The sequence below is a fragment of the Mesorhizobium sp. M0001 genome (assembly GCF_040324255.1).
Lineage (GTDB): Bacteria > Pseudomonadota > Alphaproteobacteria > Rhizobiales > Rhizobiaceae > Mesorhizobium.
Genome location: NZ_JAMYVS010000003.1, coordinates 233,767 through 252,335 on the forward strand (window position 1 = coordinate 233,767; position 18,569 = coordinate 252,335).

18 protein-coding genes are annotated in these 18,569 nt (G+C 63.6%); 1 reads left to right on the forward strand and 17 read right to left on the reverse strand.

Features of this window, described 5'->3' with window-relative positions; translation table 11 throughout:
* Positions 1-12 precede the first annotated feature (12 nt).
* From infB to rimP, 4 genes are read right to left on the reverse strand one after another with little or no spacing between them, the layout of a single operon-like run.
* Positions 13-2,577, reverse strand: a complete 2,565-nt coding sequence (infB, locus tag NKK50_RS10960) for a translation initiation factor IF-2 (protein WP_023669557.1) — start codon at positions 2,575-2,577, stop codon at positions 13-15.
* Positions 2,574-3,224: an RNA-binding protein gene (locus NKK50_RS10965; protein WP_023669556.1), complete on the reverse strand. Its 651-nt coding sequence runs from the start codon at positions 3,222-3,224 to the stop codon at positions 2,574-2,576. Before NKK50_RS10965 ends, infB begins: the two co-directional genes overlap by 4 nt.
* 38 nt (positions 3,225-3,262) lie before the next feature.
* Positions 3,263-4,858: a transcription termination factor NusA gene (gene nusA, locus NKK50_RS10970; RefSeq protein WP_023669555.1), complete on the reverse strand. Its 1,596-nt coding sequence runs from the start codon at positions 4,856-4,858 to the stop codon at positions 3,263-3,265.
* A 47-nt stretch (positions 4,859-4,905) separates the two neighbouring features.
* Positions 4,906-5,550, reverse strand: a complete 645-nt coding sequence (gene rimP / locus NKK50_RS10975) for a ribosome maturation factor RimP (RefSeq protein WP_023745268.1) — start codon at positions 5,548-5,550, stop codon at positions 4,906-4,908.
* Positions 5,551-5,885: 335 nt separating this feature from the next.
* On the opposite strand from rimP, the gene NKK50_RS10980 reads away from it, so the two are divergent.
* Positions 5,886-6,050 carry a hypothetical protein gene (locus NKK50_RS10980; RefSeq protein WP_023669553.1) on the forward strand — a complete coding sequence of 55 codons (165 nt, stop codon included), beginning with the start codon at positions 5,886-5,888 and terminating at the stop codon, positions 6,048-6,050.
* A 40-nt stretch (positions 6,051-6,090) separates the two neighbouring features.
* On the opposite strand, the gene trmB is transcribed toward NKK50_RS10980, so the two are convergent.
* From trmB to NKK50_RS11045, 13 genes are all read right to left on the reverse strand, one after another.
* On the reverse strand, positions 6,091-6,792 hold the full coding sequence (gene trmB, locus NKK50_RS10985; RefSeq protein WP_352543371.1) for a tRNA (guanine(46)-N(7))-methyltransferase TrmB: 702 nt from the start codon (positions 6,790-6,792) through the stop codon (positions 6,091-6,093).
* Positions 6,793-6,930: 138 nt separating this feature from the next.
* Entirely contained in the window at positions 6,931-8,196 is a 1,266-nt protein-coding gene (gene metK, locus NKK50_RS10990) for a methionine adenosyltransferase (protein WP_023669551.1), read from the reverse strand.
* 222 nt (positions 8,197-8,418) lie between these two features.
* Entirely contained in the window at positions 8,419-8,838 is a 420-nt protein-coding gene (locus tag NKK50_RS10995) for a helix-turn-helix domain-containing protein (protein ID WP_023669550.1), read from the reverse strand.
* Positions 8,839-8,975: 137 nt separating this feature from the next.
* A complete protein-coding gene (gene lnt / locus NKK50_RS11000) occupies positions 8,976-10,568 on the reverse strand; it encodes an apolipoprotein N-acyltransferase (RefSeq protein ID WP_023669549.1) in 1,593 nt (530 codons plus the stop codon).
* Positions 10,569-10,645: 77 nt separating this feature from the next.
* Positions 10,646-11,116 (reverse strand): VOC family protein, encoded by a 471-nt coding sequence (locus tag NKK50_RS11005; RefSeq protein ID WP_023669548.1) that lies wholly within the window; start codon positions 11,114-11,116, stop codon positions 10,646-10,648.
* A 20-nt stretch (positions 11,117-11,136) separates the two neighbouring features.
* Positions 11,137-12,231, reverse strand: a complete 1,095-nt coding sequence (locus NKK50_RS11010) for a hemolysin family protein (RefSeq protein ID WP_023682011.1) — start codon at positions 12,229-12,231, stop codon at positions 11,137-11,139.
* Positions 12,232-12,259: 28 nt separating this feature from the next.
* Positions 12,260-12,766, reverse strand: a complete 507-nt coding sequence (ybeY, locus tag NKK50_RS11015) for an rRNA maturation RNase YbeY (RefSeq protein WP_352543372.1) — start codon at positions 12,764-12,766, stop codon at positions 12,260-12,262.
* A 17-nt stretch (positions 12,767-12,783) separates the two neighbouring features.
* Complete coding sequence (locus tag NKK50_RS11020; protein WP_502896552.1) at positions 12,784-13,776, reverse strand: PhoH family protein; 993 nt, start codon at positions 13,774-13,776, stop codon at positions 12,784-12,786.
* An 83-nt stretch (positions 13,777-13,859) separates the two neighbouring features.
* The gene (gene miaB / locus NKK50_RS11025; RefSeq protein WP_352543374.1) at positions 13,860-15,269 is read right to left on the reverse strand and encodes a tRNA (N6-isopentenyl adenosine(37)-C2)-methylthiotransferase MiaB; all 1,410 of its coding nucleotides are present in this window, start codon (positions 15,267-15,269) and stop codon (positions 13,860-13,862) included.
* Positions 15,270-15,345: 76 nt separating this feature from the next.
* Entirely contained in the window at positions 15,346-16,146 is an 801-nt protein-coding gene (olsA, locus tag NKK50_RS11030) for a lyso-ornithine lipid O-acyltransferase (RefSeq protein ID WP_352543375.1), read from the reverse strand.
* A gap of 28 nt (positions 16,147-16,174) precedes the next feature.
* Positions 16,175-16,669 carry a ribosomal protein S18-alanine N-acetyltransferase gene (gene rimI, locus NKK50_RS11035; protein WP_023669542.1) on the reverse strand — a complete coding sequence of 165 codons (495 nt, stop codon included), beginning with the start codon at positions 16,667-16,669 and terminating at the stop codon, positions 16,175-16,177.
* Complete coding sequence (tsaB, locus tag NKK50_RS11040) at positions 16,669-17,346, reverse strand: tRNA (adenosine(37)-N6)-threonylcarbamoyltransferase complex dimerization subunit type 1 TsaB (protein ID WP_023682015.1); 678 nt, start codon at positions 17,344-17,346, stop codon at positions 16,669-16,671. Before tsaB ends, rimI begins: the two co-directional genes overlap by 1 nt.
* Before the next feature lie 107 nt (positions 17,347-17,453).
* Positions 17,454-18,569 (reverse strand): DUF1513 domain-containing protein, encoded by a 1,116-nt coding sequence (locus NKK50_RS11045; RefSeq protein ID WP_023669540.1) that lies wholly within the window; start codon positions 18,567-18,569, stop codon positions 17,454-17,456.

The window sequence follows — 18,569 nt, forward strand, 5'->3', positions numbered from 1 at the left end:
CAGTATACGAACTCAGAGCGTCCGGGTCACCATCTCGACGCGGAAGCACTCGATGATGTCGCCGACGCGCATGTCCTCGTAGTTCTGGAAAGCCATGCCGCACTCCTGGCCGCCCGGAACTTCCGCGACTTCATCCTTGAAGCGCTTGAGGGTCTTCAGCGTACCTTCGTGGATGACGACGTTGTCGCGGATCAGGCGCACGCCCGCTCCACGTTCGACCTTGCCTTCGGTGACACGGCAGCCGGCGATCTTGCCGACCTTGGTGATGTCAAAGATCTCGAGGATCTCGGCATTACCGATGAAGGTCTCGCGGCGTTCCGGCGACAGCAGGCCGGAAAGTGCTGCCTTCACATCGTCGACGAGGTTGTAGATGATCGAGTAGTAGCGGATTTCGATGCCCGCGGCCGCCGCGGCCGCACGTGCCTGCACGTTGGCACGGACGTTGAAGCCGATGATCGCGGCCCCCGAGGTCTCCGCCAGCGACACGTCGCTTTCGGTGATGGCGCCGGCGCCGGCATGAACGATGCGCGCACGCACCTCGTCGGTGCCAAGCTTGTCGAGAGCGGCGTTGATCGCCTCGATCGAACCCTGCACGTCGCCCTTGATGACCAGCGGGAATTCCTTCAACCCGCTCGTCTGCAGCTGCGACATCATCTGTTCGAGCGAGCCGCGCTGGCCGGCATGGCGAGCCACTGCCTTCTCGCGCGCCAGACGCTGGCGATATTCGGTGATCTCACGGGCGCGGGCCTCGTTGTTGACGACAGCGAAGCGGTCGCCGGCTTGCGGCGTGCCCTGCAGGCCAAGCACCTCGACCGGCATTGCCGGCGGAGCCTCCTTGATCTGCTCGCCACGGTCATTGACCAGCGCGCGCACCCGGCCCCATTCGTTGCCGGCGACGAGGATGTCGCCCGGCATCAAAGTGCCGGTCTGCACCAGTACGGTGGCGACGGGGCCACGGCCCTTGTCGAGCTGGGCTTCGATGACCACGCCTTCGGCGGTACGGTCCGGATTGGCCTTGAGGTCGAGGATTTCGGCCTGCAGCAGGATCGCTTCCAACAGCTTGTCGAGGTTGGTGCCCTTGGTCGCCGACACTTCGACGTCCAGCACTTCACCGCCCATCGATTCGACGAACACCTCATGGCGCAGCAGTTCCGACCGAACCTTCTGCGGATCGGCATCATGCTTGTCGATCTTGTTGATCGCCACGATGATCGGAACGCCGGCCGCCTTGGCATGGCTGATCGATTCGATGGTCTGCGGCATGACGCTGTCGTCGGCCGCCACCACCAGGATGGCGATGTCGGTCGCCTGAGCGCCGCGGGCGCGCATCGCCGTGAAGGCGGCGTGACCGGGCGTGTCGATGAAGGTGATCTTCTGACCGTTCTTCTCGACCTGGTAGGCGCCGATATGCTGGGTGATGCCGCCGGCTTCGCCGGAGACGACATTGGCATTGCGGATGGCGTCGAGCAGCGAGGTCTTGCCGTGGTCGACATGGCCCATGATGGTCACGACAGGCGGCCGCGACACCAGGTCCTCGGCATTGTCGGCAATGTTGAACAGGCCTTCCTCGATGTCGGACTCGGCGACGCGGCGGACCGTGTGGCCGAATTCTGTGGCGACCAGCTCGGCCGTGTCGGCGTCGATGATGTCGCCCGGCTTCAGGATCTGGCCCTGCTTCATGAAGTACTTGACCACATCGACAGCGCGCTCGGACATGCGCTGCGCCAGTTCCTGGATGGTGATGGTTTCAGGCAGGATCACTTCGCGCATAACCTTCTCGCGCGGCTCATTATGCATCGCGCGCTTGAATTTTTCCTGGCGGCGACGCATCGACGACAGCGAGCGGGCGCGCGCGTCCTCGTCGGAAAGAGCCGTGTTGAGGGTCAGCTTGCCGCGACGACGGTCTTCCTCGGCCTTGGTCGGCTTGGCCGGGCGCGCCACTTCGGGCGTAACCGGACGGCGTACCGGGGCACCGGCGGCGGTGCGCTTCGGCTTGACCTCTTCCTCATCGTCCGACGCCACAAGCTCGGCAGCCTGCGGCGCGCGGCGGCGCGCTTCTTCCTCGGCGCGGCGGCGGGACTCGGCCTCGGTCTGCAGGCGGGCTTCTTCCTCGGCCTGACGGCGCGCGGATTCCTCGCGCTCGCGCTTGCGGCGTTCCTCATCCTCGTTGCGGCGCTTGGCCTCTTCGATGGCGCGTTGGCGGTCCTCGACGTCGCGAACCTTGGAGCCTTCGAGCGCCCTGCGGCGCGCTTCCATTTCATTGCGCGACAGTTCGTTCAGCACCATGCCGCCGCGTTCGGCCGGGGGCGGCGGAGGCGGCGCCTTGGGCGCTTCCTGCACGACGGGGGCTGCCACTACCGCGGGCTTGGGCGTAAATACGGGTGCAGCCACCGGCTCCGGCTTGTCGCCGGGCATGGAGAATTTGCGCTTCTTGATCTCGACCTGGACCTGCTTGGTGCGGCCATGCGAGAAATTCTGTCGCACGACGCTCTGCTCGGTACCGGGGCGCTTCAGCGTCAAGGTCTTCTTCGGTGTAACACTCAACGTCTTATCGTCGCCCGATTTCGTATCGCTCATTCCATATCCTCTGCAGCATCATCTTCGTCAGCAACGGCCGCAAGCATTGCCAGATCGTCGGGGGTTCCGCCCCGATATCGGTCGAGCGCAACCATGCGCCTCTCAACCGCCTTGCCCGCGTCTCCCGCGAGAACGGCAGCATGTATCACATTTGTACCCCCCAATGCCAAGCTCAACTCGGCCTCGGAGAAAAGTTTGTAGGCAAGGACTGCCGGCCCGCCGAGGTGGACAGTTGCCCGCCGCGCCTGACTGATCTTGCGCACGCCATCGTCGGATGCCTCGGTCGCGTGGAGCACGAAAAGCGCCAACCCCGAGCGCACCGCGCTCTCGACCTTGGTTGCGCCGAGTGCGATCGAGCCAGCCTTGCGGGCAAGGCCGAGCATACCCAAAGCGGATCGTGCAAGCAGTCCGTCGACCATGCCGCCGAGATCGGGCGGCACGACGACCTGCGCCTTGAAGGCGCGGGCAAACAGGTTCTTCGCCGCCGCCTTGTCGATATGTAGGCGGTCGGCGCTCACCCAACAACCACGGCCGGGCAGATTTCTCTTTAGGTCAGGAACGACGGCCGAATCCGGGCCGACGACGAAACGGATCAGCTCATCCGGCTCGGCTTGCTTGCGCGTGACGATGCAGGTGCGATCGTTCATCTCGTCCTGGGGCGGGTTGTGTGCGATGCGGTTTCACCTCACGCACCAACGGCTTCGTCAGCCGGGACCTGTTCGGCTGCAAGCTCGTCTTCGGTGATCCAGCCGGCCTTGAGGCGGGCTGCCAGAACCATCTGCTCGGCGTCGGCGCGCGACACGCCGTGATTGGCGAGCACACCCGGGAATACCTTGGTCTCGCCGTCCTTGCGTTCCTTCCAGCCGGTCAGGTCGTCGGCGGCATAGCCGGCGAAATCCTCGATCGTCTTCACGCCATCCTCGCCGAGCGTCACCATCATGGCGGTGGTGACGCCAGGGATCTCGCGCAGTTCGTCGGTGACGCCCAGCGCCTTGCGCTTGTCGTCATGCTCGGCTTCGATCTTCTCCAGATATTCGCGGGCGCGGGTCTGGATCTCCGAAGCGGTGTCTTCGTCGAAACCGTCGATCGAGGCGATCTCGCCCGAATCGACGTAGGCAACTTCCTCGACGCTGGTGAAGCCTTCGGAGGCCAACACCTGGCCGACCATCTCGTCGACATCAAGGGCTTCCATGAACAGCGACGAGCGTTCGACGAATTCCTTCTGGCGGCGCTCAGACTCCTCGGCCTCGGTCAGGATGTCGATGTCCCAGCCGGTGAGCTGCGAGGCAAGACGCACGTTCTGGCCGCGACGGCCGATGGCCAGCGACAGCTGGTCGTCGGGAACCACCACTTCGATGCGCTCGGCATCCTCGTCGAGCACCACCTTGGCGACTTCCGCCGGCTGCAGCGCGTTGACGATGAAGGAGGCGGCCGAAGGCGACCACGGAATGATGTCGATCTTTTCGCCCTGCAATTCGCCGACCACGGCCTGGACGCGGCTGCCGCGCATACCGACGCAGGCGCCGACCGGATCGATCGACGAGTCACGCGAAATGACGGCGATCTTAGCGCGCGAGCCTGGGTCGCGGGCGACCGACTTGATCTCGATGATGCCGTCATAGATTTCCGGCACTTCCATGGTGAAGAGCTTGGCCATGAACTGCGGATGGGTGCGCGACAGGAATATCTGCGGGCCGCGCTGTTCGCGGCGCACGTCGTAGACATAGGCGCGGACGCGGTCGCCGTACTTGTAGTTTTCACGCGGGATCAGCTCGTCGCGGCGGATAATCGCCTCGCCACGGCCGAGATCGACGATGACGTTGCCATATTCGACGCGCTTGACGGTGCCGTTGACGATCTCGCCGATGCGGTCCTTGTATTCGTCATACTGGCGGTCGCGCTCGGCCTCGCGCACTTTCTGCACGATGACCTGCTTGGCTGACTGGGCGGCGATGCGGCCGAAATCCATTGGCGGCAGCTGTTCGGCGATGAAGTCGCCAAGCTGGGCGTCCGGATTGCGCTCGCGGGCCGAGGAAATGGCGATCTGGGTGGCGTAGTCGTCGACCTTCTCGACCACTTCCATCAGCCGCTGCAGCTTCATCTCGCCGGTGTTGGCGTTGATGTCGGCGCGGATGTTGGTTTCCTGGCCGTAGCGCGAGCGCGCGGCCTTCTGGATCGCATCAGCCATGGCGGCAATGACGATCGACTTGTCGATCGACTTTTCACGCGCCACCGCGTCGGCGATCTGCAGCAGTTCAAGTCTGTTGGCGCTTACAACCATCTTATTTCTCCCGAGCTTGTTGCCGAGCTTTTAGGCCCGGCCGCTCATCATAGTTCCTGTTCGATTTCGTCTTCCGCGCCGCCTTCAGCACCTTCGGGTGCATCATCAGCTTCGCCGCGGCGTTTCTTGGCTTCCTTGCGTTCCCGGTTGTCCTTCGAAAGGGCATCGCGAATAAGGTCGTCGGTGAGGATCAGCCGCACATCGGCGATCGCGTCATAAGGAATGCGAACCGTCGGCTCTTCGCCGTAGGCGGCCTTGTCGCGCTCGAGCAGCATGTCGTCTTCGCCGGCTTCGGCGATCTTGCCCTTGAAGCGCTTGCGGTCGGCGACCGGCACCGAGGTTTCCATCTTCACCAGATGGCCGGTCCAGGTGACGAAATCCGACTTGCGTACCAGCGGCCGGTCGATGCCCGGCGACGACACTTCGAGATGATAGGCCTTCTCGATCGGGTCATCGACGTCGAGCGCCGGCGACACAGCGCGGCTGACCTCTTCGCAATCCTCGACGGTCATGGTGCCGTCCTCGCGTTCGGCCATGATCTGCAGCGTCAGGCCGTTCTGGCCCGACAGATGCACCCGCACGAGGCGGAAGCCAATGCCTCGCAACACCGGCTGAACGATCAGCGCGATGCGCGCATCGATACCGCTTTCGCGGATGATGCGGTCGTCGGCTTCGCTTGCCCTTGCAGTCATGCGGTTCCTGTCGTTCTCCGGATCAGGATGATCGTCGTCCCGAACCATCTCTTTGCTGATGGCTGACCGGCAGGTAATAAAAAAGAGCGGGACCGGGTGGACCCACTCTTCGTCATACCGACCAAGAATTTGAGGCTGATATAGACGATCCCGGCCAGTGTTTCAAGTCTGTTGAGGGGCCGGGCAGAGCTGCAGCCGGCGACGGCTGGCAGGATTGCGCGGGGCGCATGCCGGCTATGCGGTAACGGCCCTGTGATCCCGGATGTCACTTCGCTATCTATGCTGCACTGCACAAATTAAGATGAGCGCGCGGTGGCGCGCGAAAGGTCAAGACAATGAGCAACCGTACCGTGTTTTCCGCCATAGGCGACGCCTTTGCCCTTTTCGGCAGCGCCGTTGCCGCCTCGCGGGCCGTCGAAGCCGGCCGCAAGCCGCGCGCCAACGATCTGCGCCGGCTCGGCATGGACCCGACCGCTTTCGGCAAGATCGGCCGTTTCTGAAGCCAGACCGGCTGTCGATGCGGGACACTTTCCCATCGAACTATTTTCTGATGAAGGTGAGATAGGCCGGCCGTCGGCCCTCGCGAATGGCTTTCGCCTCGTAGCGTGTGCCCGGCCAGCCTTCATAGGGCCGATGCCAGTCGGCCCCATCTTGCGCCTGCCAGAGGAGCGCGCCATGCGCCCGACAGTGCAACAAGGTCCAGTTCACATAGGTGTCGATGTCGGATGCGAAGCGGAATTTTCCGCCCGGCTTCAGCACGCGCGCGAACCGATCGAGGTTGAGCGGGCTGACAAAGCGCCGCTTCCAATGCTTTTTCTTCGGCCAGGGATCGGGGTAGAGCAGATCGATGCCGTCGAGCGACGCCTGCGGCAACCAATCGAGCAGGCGCGTGGCGTCGTCGTCATAAACGCGAAGATTGGCAAGCGGCTTTTCCCGCACCGCCATCATCAACTTGGCCATGCCGTTGACGAACGGCTCGACACCGATGAAGCCGGTCGCCGGTGCCTCCCTGGCACGGTGCAGCAGATGCTCACCGCCGCCGAAGCCGATTTCCAGCCGAACCGTTGAAACATCCGCTGAGAATAGCGCGCGCAATTCTGCCGGTGCCTGGACGGAGAGGTCGAGGCCATACGCTCCAAGACCGCTTTCCAGCGCCGCGGCCTGCTGCGGGCGAATGGTCTTGCCGTGCCGGCGGCCGAAGAACCCTTCGGTCGCCCGGCTCCGCCTGTCCTGTGGATCCATGGCCTGGTCGCGCGCCGCGCTTAGATTGAGATGAGATTTGGGATTGAGATGAGATTTGGCTGAAATCTCATCTCAATCTAATCCTTTGTTGGAGCATGATCTTTTCCAAAAAACCGGTACCACTTTTTGGAATCATGCCTAAGCAGCGATCGCGTCCTTGAGCGCCTTGGCCAGATCGGTCTTTTCCCAGGAGAAGGACCCGTCTCGGCCGGCCTTGCGGCCGAAATGGCCGTAGGACGAGGTCTTTGCGTAGATCGGCTTGTTGAGGTCGAGATGCCTGCGGATGCCGGATGGCGACAAATCCATCACCGTGCGCAGCGCTTCCTCGAGCTTGGCCTCGTCGACCTTGCCGGTGCCGTGCAGGTCGACATAGACCGACAGCGGCTGGGCAACGCCGATGGCGTAGGACAGCTGGATGGTGCAGCGGTCGGCGAGCTTGGCCGCCACTACATTTTTGGCGAGATAGCGCGCCGCATAGGCGGCGGAGCGGTCGACCTTGGTGGTGTCCTTGCCGGAGAAGGCGCCGCCGCCGTGCGGGGCAGCACCACCGTAGGTGTCGACGATGATCTTGCGGCCGGTCAGGCCGGCGTCGCCGTCCGGTCCACCGATGACGAACTTGCCCGTCGGGTTGATGTACCACATGCAATCGTCGGCGATCTTGAGGTCGCCGAGCGCCTCACGGATGTAAGGCTCAACGACCTTGCGGACCTTCTTGGAATCCCAGGTCGCGTCGAGATGCTGCGTCGACAGCACGATCTGCGTCGCTTCGGCGGCTTTGCCATCGACATAGCGAACGGTGACCTGGCTCTTGGCGTCGGGTCCGAGCTTGCCGGCTTCGCCGTTGTTTTCGTGACGGGCAGCGGCGAGCAGTTCGAGAATCTTGTGGCTGTAATAGATCGGCGCCGGCATCAGGTCCGGGGTCTCGCGGCAGGCATAGCCGAACATGATGCCCTGGTCGCCGGCACCCTCTTCGCCCTGGCGGTCGGCGGCGTTGTCGACTCCCTGGCCGATGTCGGGCGACTGGCCGTGCAGCAGAACCTCGATCTTTGCCGTCTTCCAGTGGAAGCCGGCCTGCTCGTAGCCGATTTCGCGGATCGCCTTGCGGGCGACCGACTTGAACTTGGCCGGGTTGACGACCGAATGCCCGGCGGCGTCCTTGAGGATGTTGCCGGCTTTGTCCCGCTTCAGCAGAGTATCGGGAACCCTTACTTCGCCGGCGATGACGACGCGGTTGGTGGTTGCGAGCGTCTCGCAAGCGACGCGGACTTTCCACGGGTCCATGCCGGTCTTCTTGGCCTCGCGATAGACCAGATCGACGATCTCGTCCGAGATGCGGTCACAGACTTTATCGGGATGACCCTCGGCCACGGATTCCGAGGTGAAGAAGTAGTTCTGCCGCGTCACGGGTGTCCCCTCTTGAAAAAACGATCGGCAGGGCTGCCGATTTTGGCGCGCCACGTGTTAACGGTGCCGGGCGCCGCTCGTCAAGCGGTGCCGCGGTTCTGGCATGAGTGCCGCAGCAATATATCTTGTACCACCGGCGGCTTGGCGCCGCCGGCAGTCGAGCCTCTGGGCTACTCGGGCCCGGGGGATTACTGGGGCCAATGGGTCAATCGACCCACCGAATCACTCGGCATCTTCGGCAGAAAGGGACTTCACAAGGTCGATAATCCGGCGGCGCACCTTCACATCCGCGATCTTTACGAACGCGCGGTTGAGCTGAAGCCCTTCCGGACTGCCGCAGAATTCGACGGCGAAAGCCATCGAAGTGTCCTCGGCAAATCCTCTATTACCCACCGGCTCCTGCCCTGGCGCATCCTCGAAAAAGAAGGCGACAGGCACGCTGAGTATCGAGGCTATTGCCTGCAGACGGCTGGCGCCGACGCGGTTCGTTCCTTTTTCATATTTTTGGATCTGCTGAAACGTAATACCGAGATTTTCACCAAGCTTTTCCTGGCTCATTCCAAGCATATTGCGCCGAAGGCGGACGCGACTTCCGACATGGATGTCGATCGGATTCGGTTTCTTCTTGTTTTCTTCTGTCATTTTTTCCTCGCCGAATTTTTCCGGCCTTTTCTATTTTTCTCGCCCAAACGAAGCCGGAGCCAACTGCCCCAACAGAAACACCAACCGACTTCGAGAAAATTAGGCGGTAACAGTATGAGTTTCTAATGTGTCGACTGTCAATTCACCCGTAGCCGTTGCCTTACGTTCAAGCTGAGGGCGATTGCGGCAAACACCAACATGATCAGCATTCCGTTAATGCGCCGCCCCGCGGCGGAGATGAAGGCTTGGCCGGAGATCGGCACCCGCACGTCGATGGCGCCACGTGCATCGACCGCCAATGCGTCGACGATGCGTCCCCGCGTATCGACAACGGCGGAAATGCCGTTGTTGGCGGCGCGCAACAGCGGCAATCCGTTTTCCACCGCGCGAATCTGAGCCTGCCTGAAATGCTGGTACGGCCCAGGCGTGTCGCCGAACCATGCGTCGTTGGTGACGTTCACAATAAGCTGGGATGACGTTGCGTCAACAGCCACAAGATCAGGAAAGATCACCTCGTAGCAAATAAACGGCAAGGCGCTGATGCCGCCGGGCAAAGCGATCGGATGGCGCTCGTTGCCGGCGGCGAAATTCATCGGCCCGGCGACGAGCTGTCCGATGCCGAAGCGGCTGAGCAGACCGGAAAACGGCAGATACTCGCCGAACGGGACCAGATGGACCTTGTCGACGGCATCAGCGATTTCGCCCTTGTCATCGATCGCCACCACCGAATTGTAGTAGCGGCTGTCGGCATCCGCCCCGGATCCGCGCTCCTCGCGCACGACGCCGGCAATCAGCATCTGACCAGGCTGCAGCATGTCGCCGACCGCGGTCAGCGCGTCCGGACGCTCGGTGAACAGGAAGGGTACCGAGGTCTCCGGCCACAGGATCAACTGCGGTTTGTTATGGCCGGGATCGGGCGCTGCGGCCGACAGGCCCATCATCGTGGCGAAGATGCGGTCGCGCACCGAGGCGTCCCATTTTTCGCTGAGGTCGACATCCGGTTGCACGATACGGACATCGAGAGTGCGGGTTGTCGGCTTGTCGGGGGTCGCGAGCCTGAAATAGCCGAAGCCAGCATGGGCGGCGACGAGAATGGCAAGCAGGACCACACCGAGACGGACATGCCGGCGTGCTGCAAGCAAGGCCGGCATGGCGAAGACAAAGACCGCCAGCGCGTTCATGCCGACCATGCCGGTCACCGACACGCTTTGCATCAACAGCGGCACGGGCATCGCCGCATAGCCGACGGCATTCCAGGGAAAGCCGGTGAACAGGAAGCCGCGCAGCCATTCCGTCAGGCCAAAAGCAAAGGCAAGGGCGGCAACGCGGCCAATATCGTTGGTCCATAACAGCCGCGCGACGACGGCGGCGAAGCCGTAGAAAAATGCCAGCGCCAAAGGAATGCCGACGACCGCGAAGGGTAAGGCCCAGGCGAAACTGTCGGCCTCGACCAGAAGCGCCTCGCCGATCCACCACAGGCCGGCGAGGAAATAGCCGAAACCGAACCACCAGCCGATGGCAAAAGTCGGCCGCAGGCGCCTGAGCCAGCCGTCGGAAGCCTCGCCGGTGGCGCCGTCGAGCAGCCAGACCAGCAGTGGAAACGAGACGAAACAGACGGCGAAGAAATCGTAAGGCGCCTGGGCGAGCACCGCCAGCGCCCCGGCAAGAAACGCCACCAGCGCGCGTCGCCAGCCCCAAAGCAGAATTATCCGGCCGGCAAGGCGCTCCATACAGACTTCCCAAGTCGCGCGAATCAGGAGCCAAGATTTATCAGATTTATTGAAACGCGAACCGGCCGATCGCTGCGCTATCGGTGCCATCCCTCGATGGTGAGCCCGCTCAGGTGCTCGGCCTCCTCGCGCGGCACGGTGCGCACGGTCTGGGTGAAGGTCCAGACATGGCCTTCGGGGTCGCGCGCCCGATACTGCCGTTCGCCGTAGAAATGGGCGGCAGGCTCCTCGACGATTTGGGCTCCAGCCGCCATTGCCCGCTCACAATGCACGTCCAGGCCGTCTTTCAGATGCACACAGACCGACTGAGTGTTCTTGCCGCCGACGCTTACCGGACTGGCAATATGATCGGCCCATTCGGAATCGACGATGATGTAGCCGTCGCCAAAACGCATTTCGGCATGGACCAGCCGTCCGTCGGCGTCGCTGACCACCATGCTCGGCTCGAAGCCGAAGGCCGTTTCGAGCCATTTCAATGCGGCTCGCGGGTCCTTGTAGAACACACCCGAGCCAAAGGTTGAGTGCTTGAAGGGATCGTCGATCGTCATCGGCCGGGCGACGTTCTGTCCTAGGCCTGCTCGGTGCGGGGGGCGGTCACGCGGCGGCGACGCTCGCCCTTCTGGTTCTGGACGATGCGCACCCGCTTGACGCGGCGCGGATCGGCGTCGAGCACGTGGAATTCGAAGCCGGGGATGGCTTGCACAACCTCACCACGCGCGGGCACGCGGCCCAGCGTGTTGAAGATCATGCCGCCGATCGTGTCGACATATTCACCATGCTCACCGGCGGTAAAGTCCTCGCCGATCATCTTGGCGACCTCGTCGATCTCGGCCTTGCCGTCGACGACGAACACGCCCTCGCCGGTCTGGGTGATCAGCGGCTCGTCCTCGTCATGCTCGTCCTCGATATCGCCGACGACCATCTCGACGATGTCTTCCAGCGAGGCGAGACCATCGGTGCCGCCATATTCGTCGATGACCAGCGCCATCTGGGTTCGCGTCGTCTGCATATGGCCCATCAGGTCGGAGGCAAGCATCGAGGGCGGCACGAAAAGCACCGGGCGGATCAGATTGAGGTCGCCGATGGTGCGGCCGAGATCGACCTGGGCGAGGTCGAGAAGCGTCGTTGCCGGCGTCTTCCTGGATGTTCTGCCCTTCTTGACCCGGGCGACCTTGGTGATGTGGGCCAGCACGTCGCGGATGTGAACCATGCCGCGCGGATCGTCGAGCGTCTCGGAATAGACCGGCATGCGGGAATGGCCGGACTGCTCGAACAGACCGAGCAGATCGCCCAACGTCGTGGTGATCTCGACGGCCTCAATATCGGCGCGCGGCACCATGACGTCCTCGACGCGTACCTCGCGCAGGCGCAATATGTTGTTGAGCATGGCGCGTTCGCCGGGCGAGAAAGACCCGGCATCGCTGGTCGTTTCGGCAAGCGCGCCGGCGATTTCCTCGCGCAGGCTGGTGCCGTTCCGCTGCCTGAAAAGGCCCAAGACGCGGTCGAACAGGGACGGACCGGCAGGCGATGGCTCGCTGGCAATGCTACCAGAAGCGGGGCTGCCGGAACTGGGACTCGGACTCGATCCCTCTTCCGTCGTATCGGAAGGCTTTGTCGCACTGCCAGCCTCGGGGCGGGCGGCAGTTTCTGGTTTGTCGTTCATCGTCGTCCGGTCAATTGGTCTTTTGTCATTACGTGTAGGGATCGGGAATGGCAAGCCTTGCGAGCGCTGAGCGCTCGATGGCTTCCATCTCATCGGCCTCTGCATCGGTCTCGTGATCGTAGCCCAGCAAATGCAGCAGGCCGTGGATGACGAGATGGGTGATATGGTTCTCGAAGGGCTTGTCTTCCAGGGCTGCTTCGCGCGCCACCGTCTCGGCGGCCAGCACGATGTCACCCAGCATGGGCGGCAGCTTGCCACCCCTGGGGAACGGAAAAACAGGGAAAGACAAGACGTTGGTCGCCTTGTCCTTGCCGCGCCAGCCGGCATTGAGGGTACGGATATGGGCATCGTCGGAAAAGACGATGCTGAGTTCGGAAGGACCGGCAGCAGCGGTTTCGGCAAAGGCAGCCGACACGGCGCGATCGACCAGACGCGTCAGCGCCGCCTCATCGGGCCAGTCGCCGGCTTGGACCGACATATCGATCTCGACTGGAACCGAACTATCCCCGCCGCCAGGTCTTATGTCTTCAGGCATGAGCCCGCATCGTCACATCAGTTCTCGGCGCCGAGGCCGCGCGCCAGCTTGGCGTCGCGGTCATAGGCCCTGACGATTTCGGCCACCAGCGGGTGGCGCACAACGTCGACATCCTTGAAGCGCACGGTTACCGCGCCGGCCACGCCGTCAAGGACACGCAAGGCTTCGACGAGGCCCGACTTGGTGCTTGGAGGCAGATCGATCTGCGTCGGATCGCCGGTGACGATCATGCGCGAATTCTCGCCGAGGCGGGTCAAAAACATCTTCATCTGCATCGGCGTGGTGTTCTGCGCCTCGTCGAGGATGACGGCGGCATGCGCCAGCGTGCGGCCGCGCATGAAGGCCAGCGGCGCGATCTCGATGACCTCGGCAGCGATAGCACGCTCGACCTTGTCGGCCGGCATCATGTCGTAGAGCGCGTCATAGAGGGGCCGCAGGTACGGATCGACCTTTTCCTTCATATCGCCGGGCAGAAAACCCAGCCGCTCGCCGGCCTCGACCGCTGGCCGTGACAGGATGATGCGCTCGACCATGCCGCGTTCGAGCAGCATCGCCGCATGCGCCACCGCCAGATAGGTCTTGCCGGTGCCGGCGGGGCCAATGCCGAAGACAAGTTCCGAACGCTCCAGTGCCCGCATATAGGCGTCCTGATTGAGCGAACGGGCATAGATCGTCTTCTTGCGGGTGGAGATCTGGGCGGCCGAGACCTTGCCCTTGCGTTCCAGCGTCGGCAGCGTCAGCTGGTCGTCGGCGGCAATCGCCATGCGCACGGCGCCATCAACGTCGGACTGGCCGATATCGGTGCCCTTCTGGAGAATGCCGTAGAGATTGTCGAGCGCGCGGCGCGCCTGTTCGGCCGCCGAGGCCGAGCCCTTGATGGTCAACTGGTTGCCGCGCGAGCGGATGTCGACGCCGAGCTTCTGCTCAAGCCGGGCCAGGTTCTCGTCGAACTGGCCGTACAGGGCGCTGGCAAGCTTGTTGTTGTCGAAAGTCAGAACGATGTGCGCCATGTCAGAGGCCCCGGATGTCTGGTTCTGGGGCAGAGTCTTCACTTCAGCAGCGCTCAACCGTCTCTCCTCATCTGCCGAGGCCATCAAGCCAACTCGGCGAACAGGCTATTGTAGCCCGTCTTCGTGATTCGCACCCGGATAATGTCACCGATTTCGCCGGCCTTTTCATCAACAATAACCGGCTGCAGCCAGGGCGAGCGGCCGACCTTCTGGCCGGCCTGACGGCCGGGCTTCTCGATCAGCGTGTCGATGGTGCAGCCGACCAGGCTCAGGCCGAAATCCTGCTGTTGTTTCAGCAGCAGCGCCTGCAGCCGTTGCAGGCGCTCGTCCTTGACCGCTTCCGGCACGTGATCGGGCATATCGGCGCCCGGCGTGCCGGGACGCGGCGAATATTTGAACGAGAAGGCCGAGGCGTAGTTCACCTGGCCCACCAGATCCATCGTCGCCTCGAAATCGGCGTCGGTTTCGCCGGGGAAGCCGACGATGAAGTCACCGGATAGCGCGATGTCGCCGCGTGCAGCGCGAATGCGCTCGAGCAGCGCCAGATAGTCCTTGGCCGTGTGCCTGCGGTTCATCGCCTTGAGGATGCGGTCTGACCCGGATTGCACCGGCAGGTGCAGATAAGGCATCAAAGCCGGGAGGTCGCGATGGGCAGCGATCAATTCGTCGTCCATGTCGCGCGGATGGCTAGTGGTGTAGCGCAGTCGCGCCAGGCCGGGAATTTCGGCCAGCCGGAACAGCAGGCGACCAAGCCCCCATTCCTTGCCATCCTCACCCTTGCCGTGCCATGCATTGACGTTCTGCCCCAGCAGCGTCACCTCGCGCACACCGGCATCGGCCAGCCGCTCGGCTTCGGCGACGATCTGCGCCACCGGGCGCGACACTTCCGAGCCCCTGGTATAGGGCACGACGCAGAAGGTGCAGAATTTGTCGCAGCCTTCCTGCACGGTGAGGAAGGCGCTGACGCCGCGCTTGATCATTTCGGCACGCTTCGGCTGCGGCAGATGCTCGAACTTGTCCTCGATGGCGTATTCGGTCTCGACGATCTTCTCGCCGCCGCGCACCCGGGCCAGCACATCGGGCAGCCGGTGATAGGTCTGCGGGCCGATGACCAGATCGACAGCAGGCGAACGGCGGATGATTTCCGCGCCTTCGGCCTGCGCGACGCAACCGGCGACGCCGATCAGCATTTCGCGCCCAACTGCTGCGCGTTCAGCCTTCATGTCGCGGATGCGGCCGAGCTCGGAATAGACCTTTTCCGCCGCCTTCTCCCTGATATGGCAGGTGTTGAGCAGCACCAGGTCGGCGTCGGCGATGACATCGGTCGCGGTGTAGCCGTCGGCGGCCAGCGCATCGGTCATGCGCTGTGAGTCATAGACATTCATCTGGCAGCCATAGGTCTTGACGAAGACCTTTTTGGCCGGGGCGGACGCCGCAGCCGCGCTTTGCGAGGCGCTGTCGGTTTCGTTCCGCTCTATCGTGTTCAAATCCATCCGGCGGCTTCTAACGCCTTTCCGTGACAAAAAACAGACGATTCTCGGGCATCGGCCTGTAGGCGCTCGGCCTGCGCTAGCAGCTCGGTCGGGGATCGGCGAGCGCGGCCTGCATCATGGCGCGCACCTGGCTTTCCATCATCCTCGACGTTTCCTTGCGGTTCGAGCCCTTGGAAAAGGCGATGGGCTCGCCGAAATGCACCTCGACGTCAATGGCGCCTTCGGCCATCAGCACCTTGAGATGCGGCATCAGGTCCTGATCGCCGATCCAGGCAGCGAGCGGCCGGTGGCGGCGGCCGAGAGGCACGCCGTGCACCCGCGTGTAGGCAATCGCCAGCGGCTGGATGAAGACCTGCTCGGCCGCGCCTTCCGAAATCGCCATCGAGGCGGCGCCGAACAAGGTGCTCTTGAACGGCAGGATGGTGTTGCCGTCGCCGGTAGAGCCCTCGGCAAACAGCACCATGGCGTCGCCCTTGGCCATGCGGCTGGCGATCTCGCTGGCCTGGTCGCCAGCTGTCCGCTTGCGCTCGCGTTCGATGAAGACCGTACGCTGCAGTTTCGACAGCCAGCCGATCAGCGGCCATCCCTCCATGTCCGCCCGAGCGATGAAGGTCACATCGGCAAAGGAGCCCAGCACCATGATGTCGGTCCAGGAGATATGGTTCGAGGCGACCAGCAGCGGGCGCTGGCTGGACAGCGCACCTTTGACATGGATGCGCAGGCCGAGCGTCCGGACGATGAGGCTGTGCCAGGCCTTCAGAATGACCGTCTCGCGCCAGATTCCAGTCTTCATCGACAGCAGCTGCAAAGGCACAAGGACCAGCGAACCGATGACAACGAGGCTCAGCGCCAGGAAAATCCTGATTTTTCCGATCATGCAGCTTGGCCCTGCCCCAAAACTTTGGCTAGCGAAGATCGCGGCGCATGACAAGCGCGCCGGTAGGACCATGTTCGGTCGAGCGGTAATAATTGGCGCGGTGGCCGACCTGGCGGAAGCCGAGCCGCCGGTAAAGGGCGATGGCAGCGACATTGGTCTCGTCGACCTCAAGGAACAGCGCCTCGGCGCGCTGCGCATGCAATTCGCGCAGCACGGCGTCCATCAATTGCCAGCCGAGCCCCTGGCGGCGATGCGAGCGCGCCACCGCCACGGTCAGAATCTCGCCCTCGCCGGCTGCAAGCCTGGCCAGCACGAAGCCGACCGGCGGCTTGGCGCCCTGGCCGATTTCGCGCGCGGCATAGCCGAACACGGTTTCCTGTTCGAGCAACGCGGCGAACTCGCCATCGGTCCAGGGCCGGACGAAATCCTCGCGATGCAGCACCGACGCTGCCGGGCTGTCGGCGATGGTCAGCGGCTCGAGCGCATAGTCCCTGCGGCGCGGCTGGAGGAAAGGGATGCGCATCACTTTTCCTGCCTCAACAGGATGAACCCGGCCTGCGCCTTGGCATCGGCGCCGCGCAGATAGAGTGGCTTCGGCTTGTCGCCCTCACCTTTTGCAGCGGCGAGCCGGGCGTAGACGGCAATGTCGGCGGTGGCAGCCGTCGGGCCGATATCGAAATCGCGACCGGCCGCGGCTGCGATCTGCACGGCGGCCGTGCCGGCAAGCACCGGACGATTGTCCGCCGCCATTCCCGCGGCTTGCGCAAGTGTGGTCACCGCCGGACCATAGCGCAAAATCGCTTCCGCATCGTAAAACGCGGCATGGATCTCCTCGCGGCCTGCATCGAGAGCGGCCAGGATCGGGCGGCCGGGAAATGCCGCCCTCGCCTCGGCCGCCAGCGCCTCCAGTGTCGTTACCCCGATCGCCGGGATCTTCAGCGCCAGCGCCAGGCCGCGCGCCGCCGAGACGCCCACCCGCAGGCCGGTGAAGGAACCCGGACCGATGGAGACCGCAACGGCGCCAAGGCCGGCATAATCGGTGCCGTCCGCTTTCAACGCTTCGTCAATGACAGCCATCAAGTGTTCGGCGTGGCCTTTGCCGAGATCGAGTACCGAGCGGCCGAGCTCTCTGCCGCCCGATGCGTCATAGACGCAAGCGGCGCAGAGATTGGCGGCACAGTCGATGGCGAGCAGTTTCATGGGCGACCGGTTCGAAAAACAGTCTCCCTCTGCCCGCCACGGCGCGCCGCCGCAAGAGCCAGCGCGTAAATTGTTAAGCGGCTTCGCTTCGGTGCAGGCCGGACGGCTTACGCCGCCGGCGCGATGCGCAGCATGTGGTTGTCCCAGACATAGTCGGGCTCGGAGCGCGTCGCGCCGCTGCCTTCGATGATTTCGCCGGCACCCGTGGTTGCCATGAAGCCCGGGCCGTCAGGCGCCAGGCCGCAGACCTCGACCAGCGCCTTGGTGGCGACGATCTTGCCGCTGGCGGCGTCGATGACGGCCAGCGAATTGCCTTCCGGCGAAGACACCGCGACCGTGCCGGCAATCGGGTTGGCGGCGACCGAGCCGATGTAATTCCGGAAGCCGGATAGCACGTCCTGCGGCATGTCGAGCAGCTGCAGCCCCTTGCCGCGCGTGGCGCGGCCGACCAGCGGTGGCCGCTCGGTGCCCGGCCCGCGGTACTGGCAGCCGAACCAGATGGTGCCTGTGGGGTCGGCATCCATGTGGCGAATCGACAGCTGGTGCAGAGCCGGCGGCAGTTCGTGCTTTTCGATGAGATCGCCGGTTGTGCGATCGACCAGCACATAGGACGGCTTCATGGTGGCGATGTTGAGCTCGGCGCGGCCATAGTCGGGATGGGTCTCGATGCCGCCATTGGCGATGGCGATCGTCCGGCCGTCTCCGAGCAGCAAGAGCTCATGCGGCCCCATGCCATAGGTCGGAAACTCGCCGATGCGGCTGAACTTGGCCCGTGCGTCGTAGATCCCGACGACGCCGGCGGCATTGTCGAAATTGTTTTCGGTGACGTAAAGCAGCGCGCCGTCGGTGGAAAACACACCGTGGCCGAAGAAATGCCGACCGGTGATGCTGGCGATGGTCAGCGGCGGCTCGCGGCCGGCATGGTCGAAGACCACGGCGAAGGTGCCGGGTTGCCGGGCGAAGACCACGGAGCGCTTCGAGACCGGATCGAAGGTGACGTCGTGGCCACGGTCGGGCAGGTCGATCGCATGCAATACTTTTCCGGCTTCCGACAACACAGCGGCGCCAAAGCTGCCGTCGCGCTTGACGAAGGCGGTGGCAAAGACGGCATCGGCGGCAAGCGTGTCCGCCCAGGCCCGCGGCGCCATTGACGCGACGAAGCCGGCGCCGGCAGCTCTGAGAAAATCGCGGCGGTCCATCAGCGGCGTGCGTGTCGCAACCAT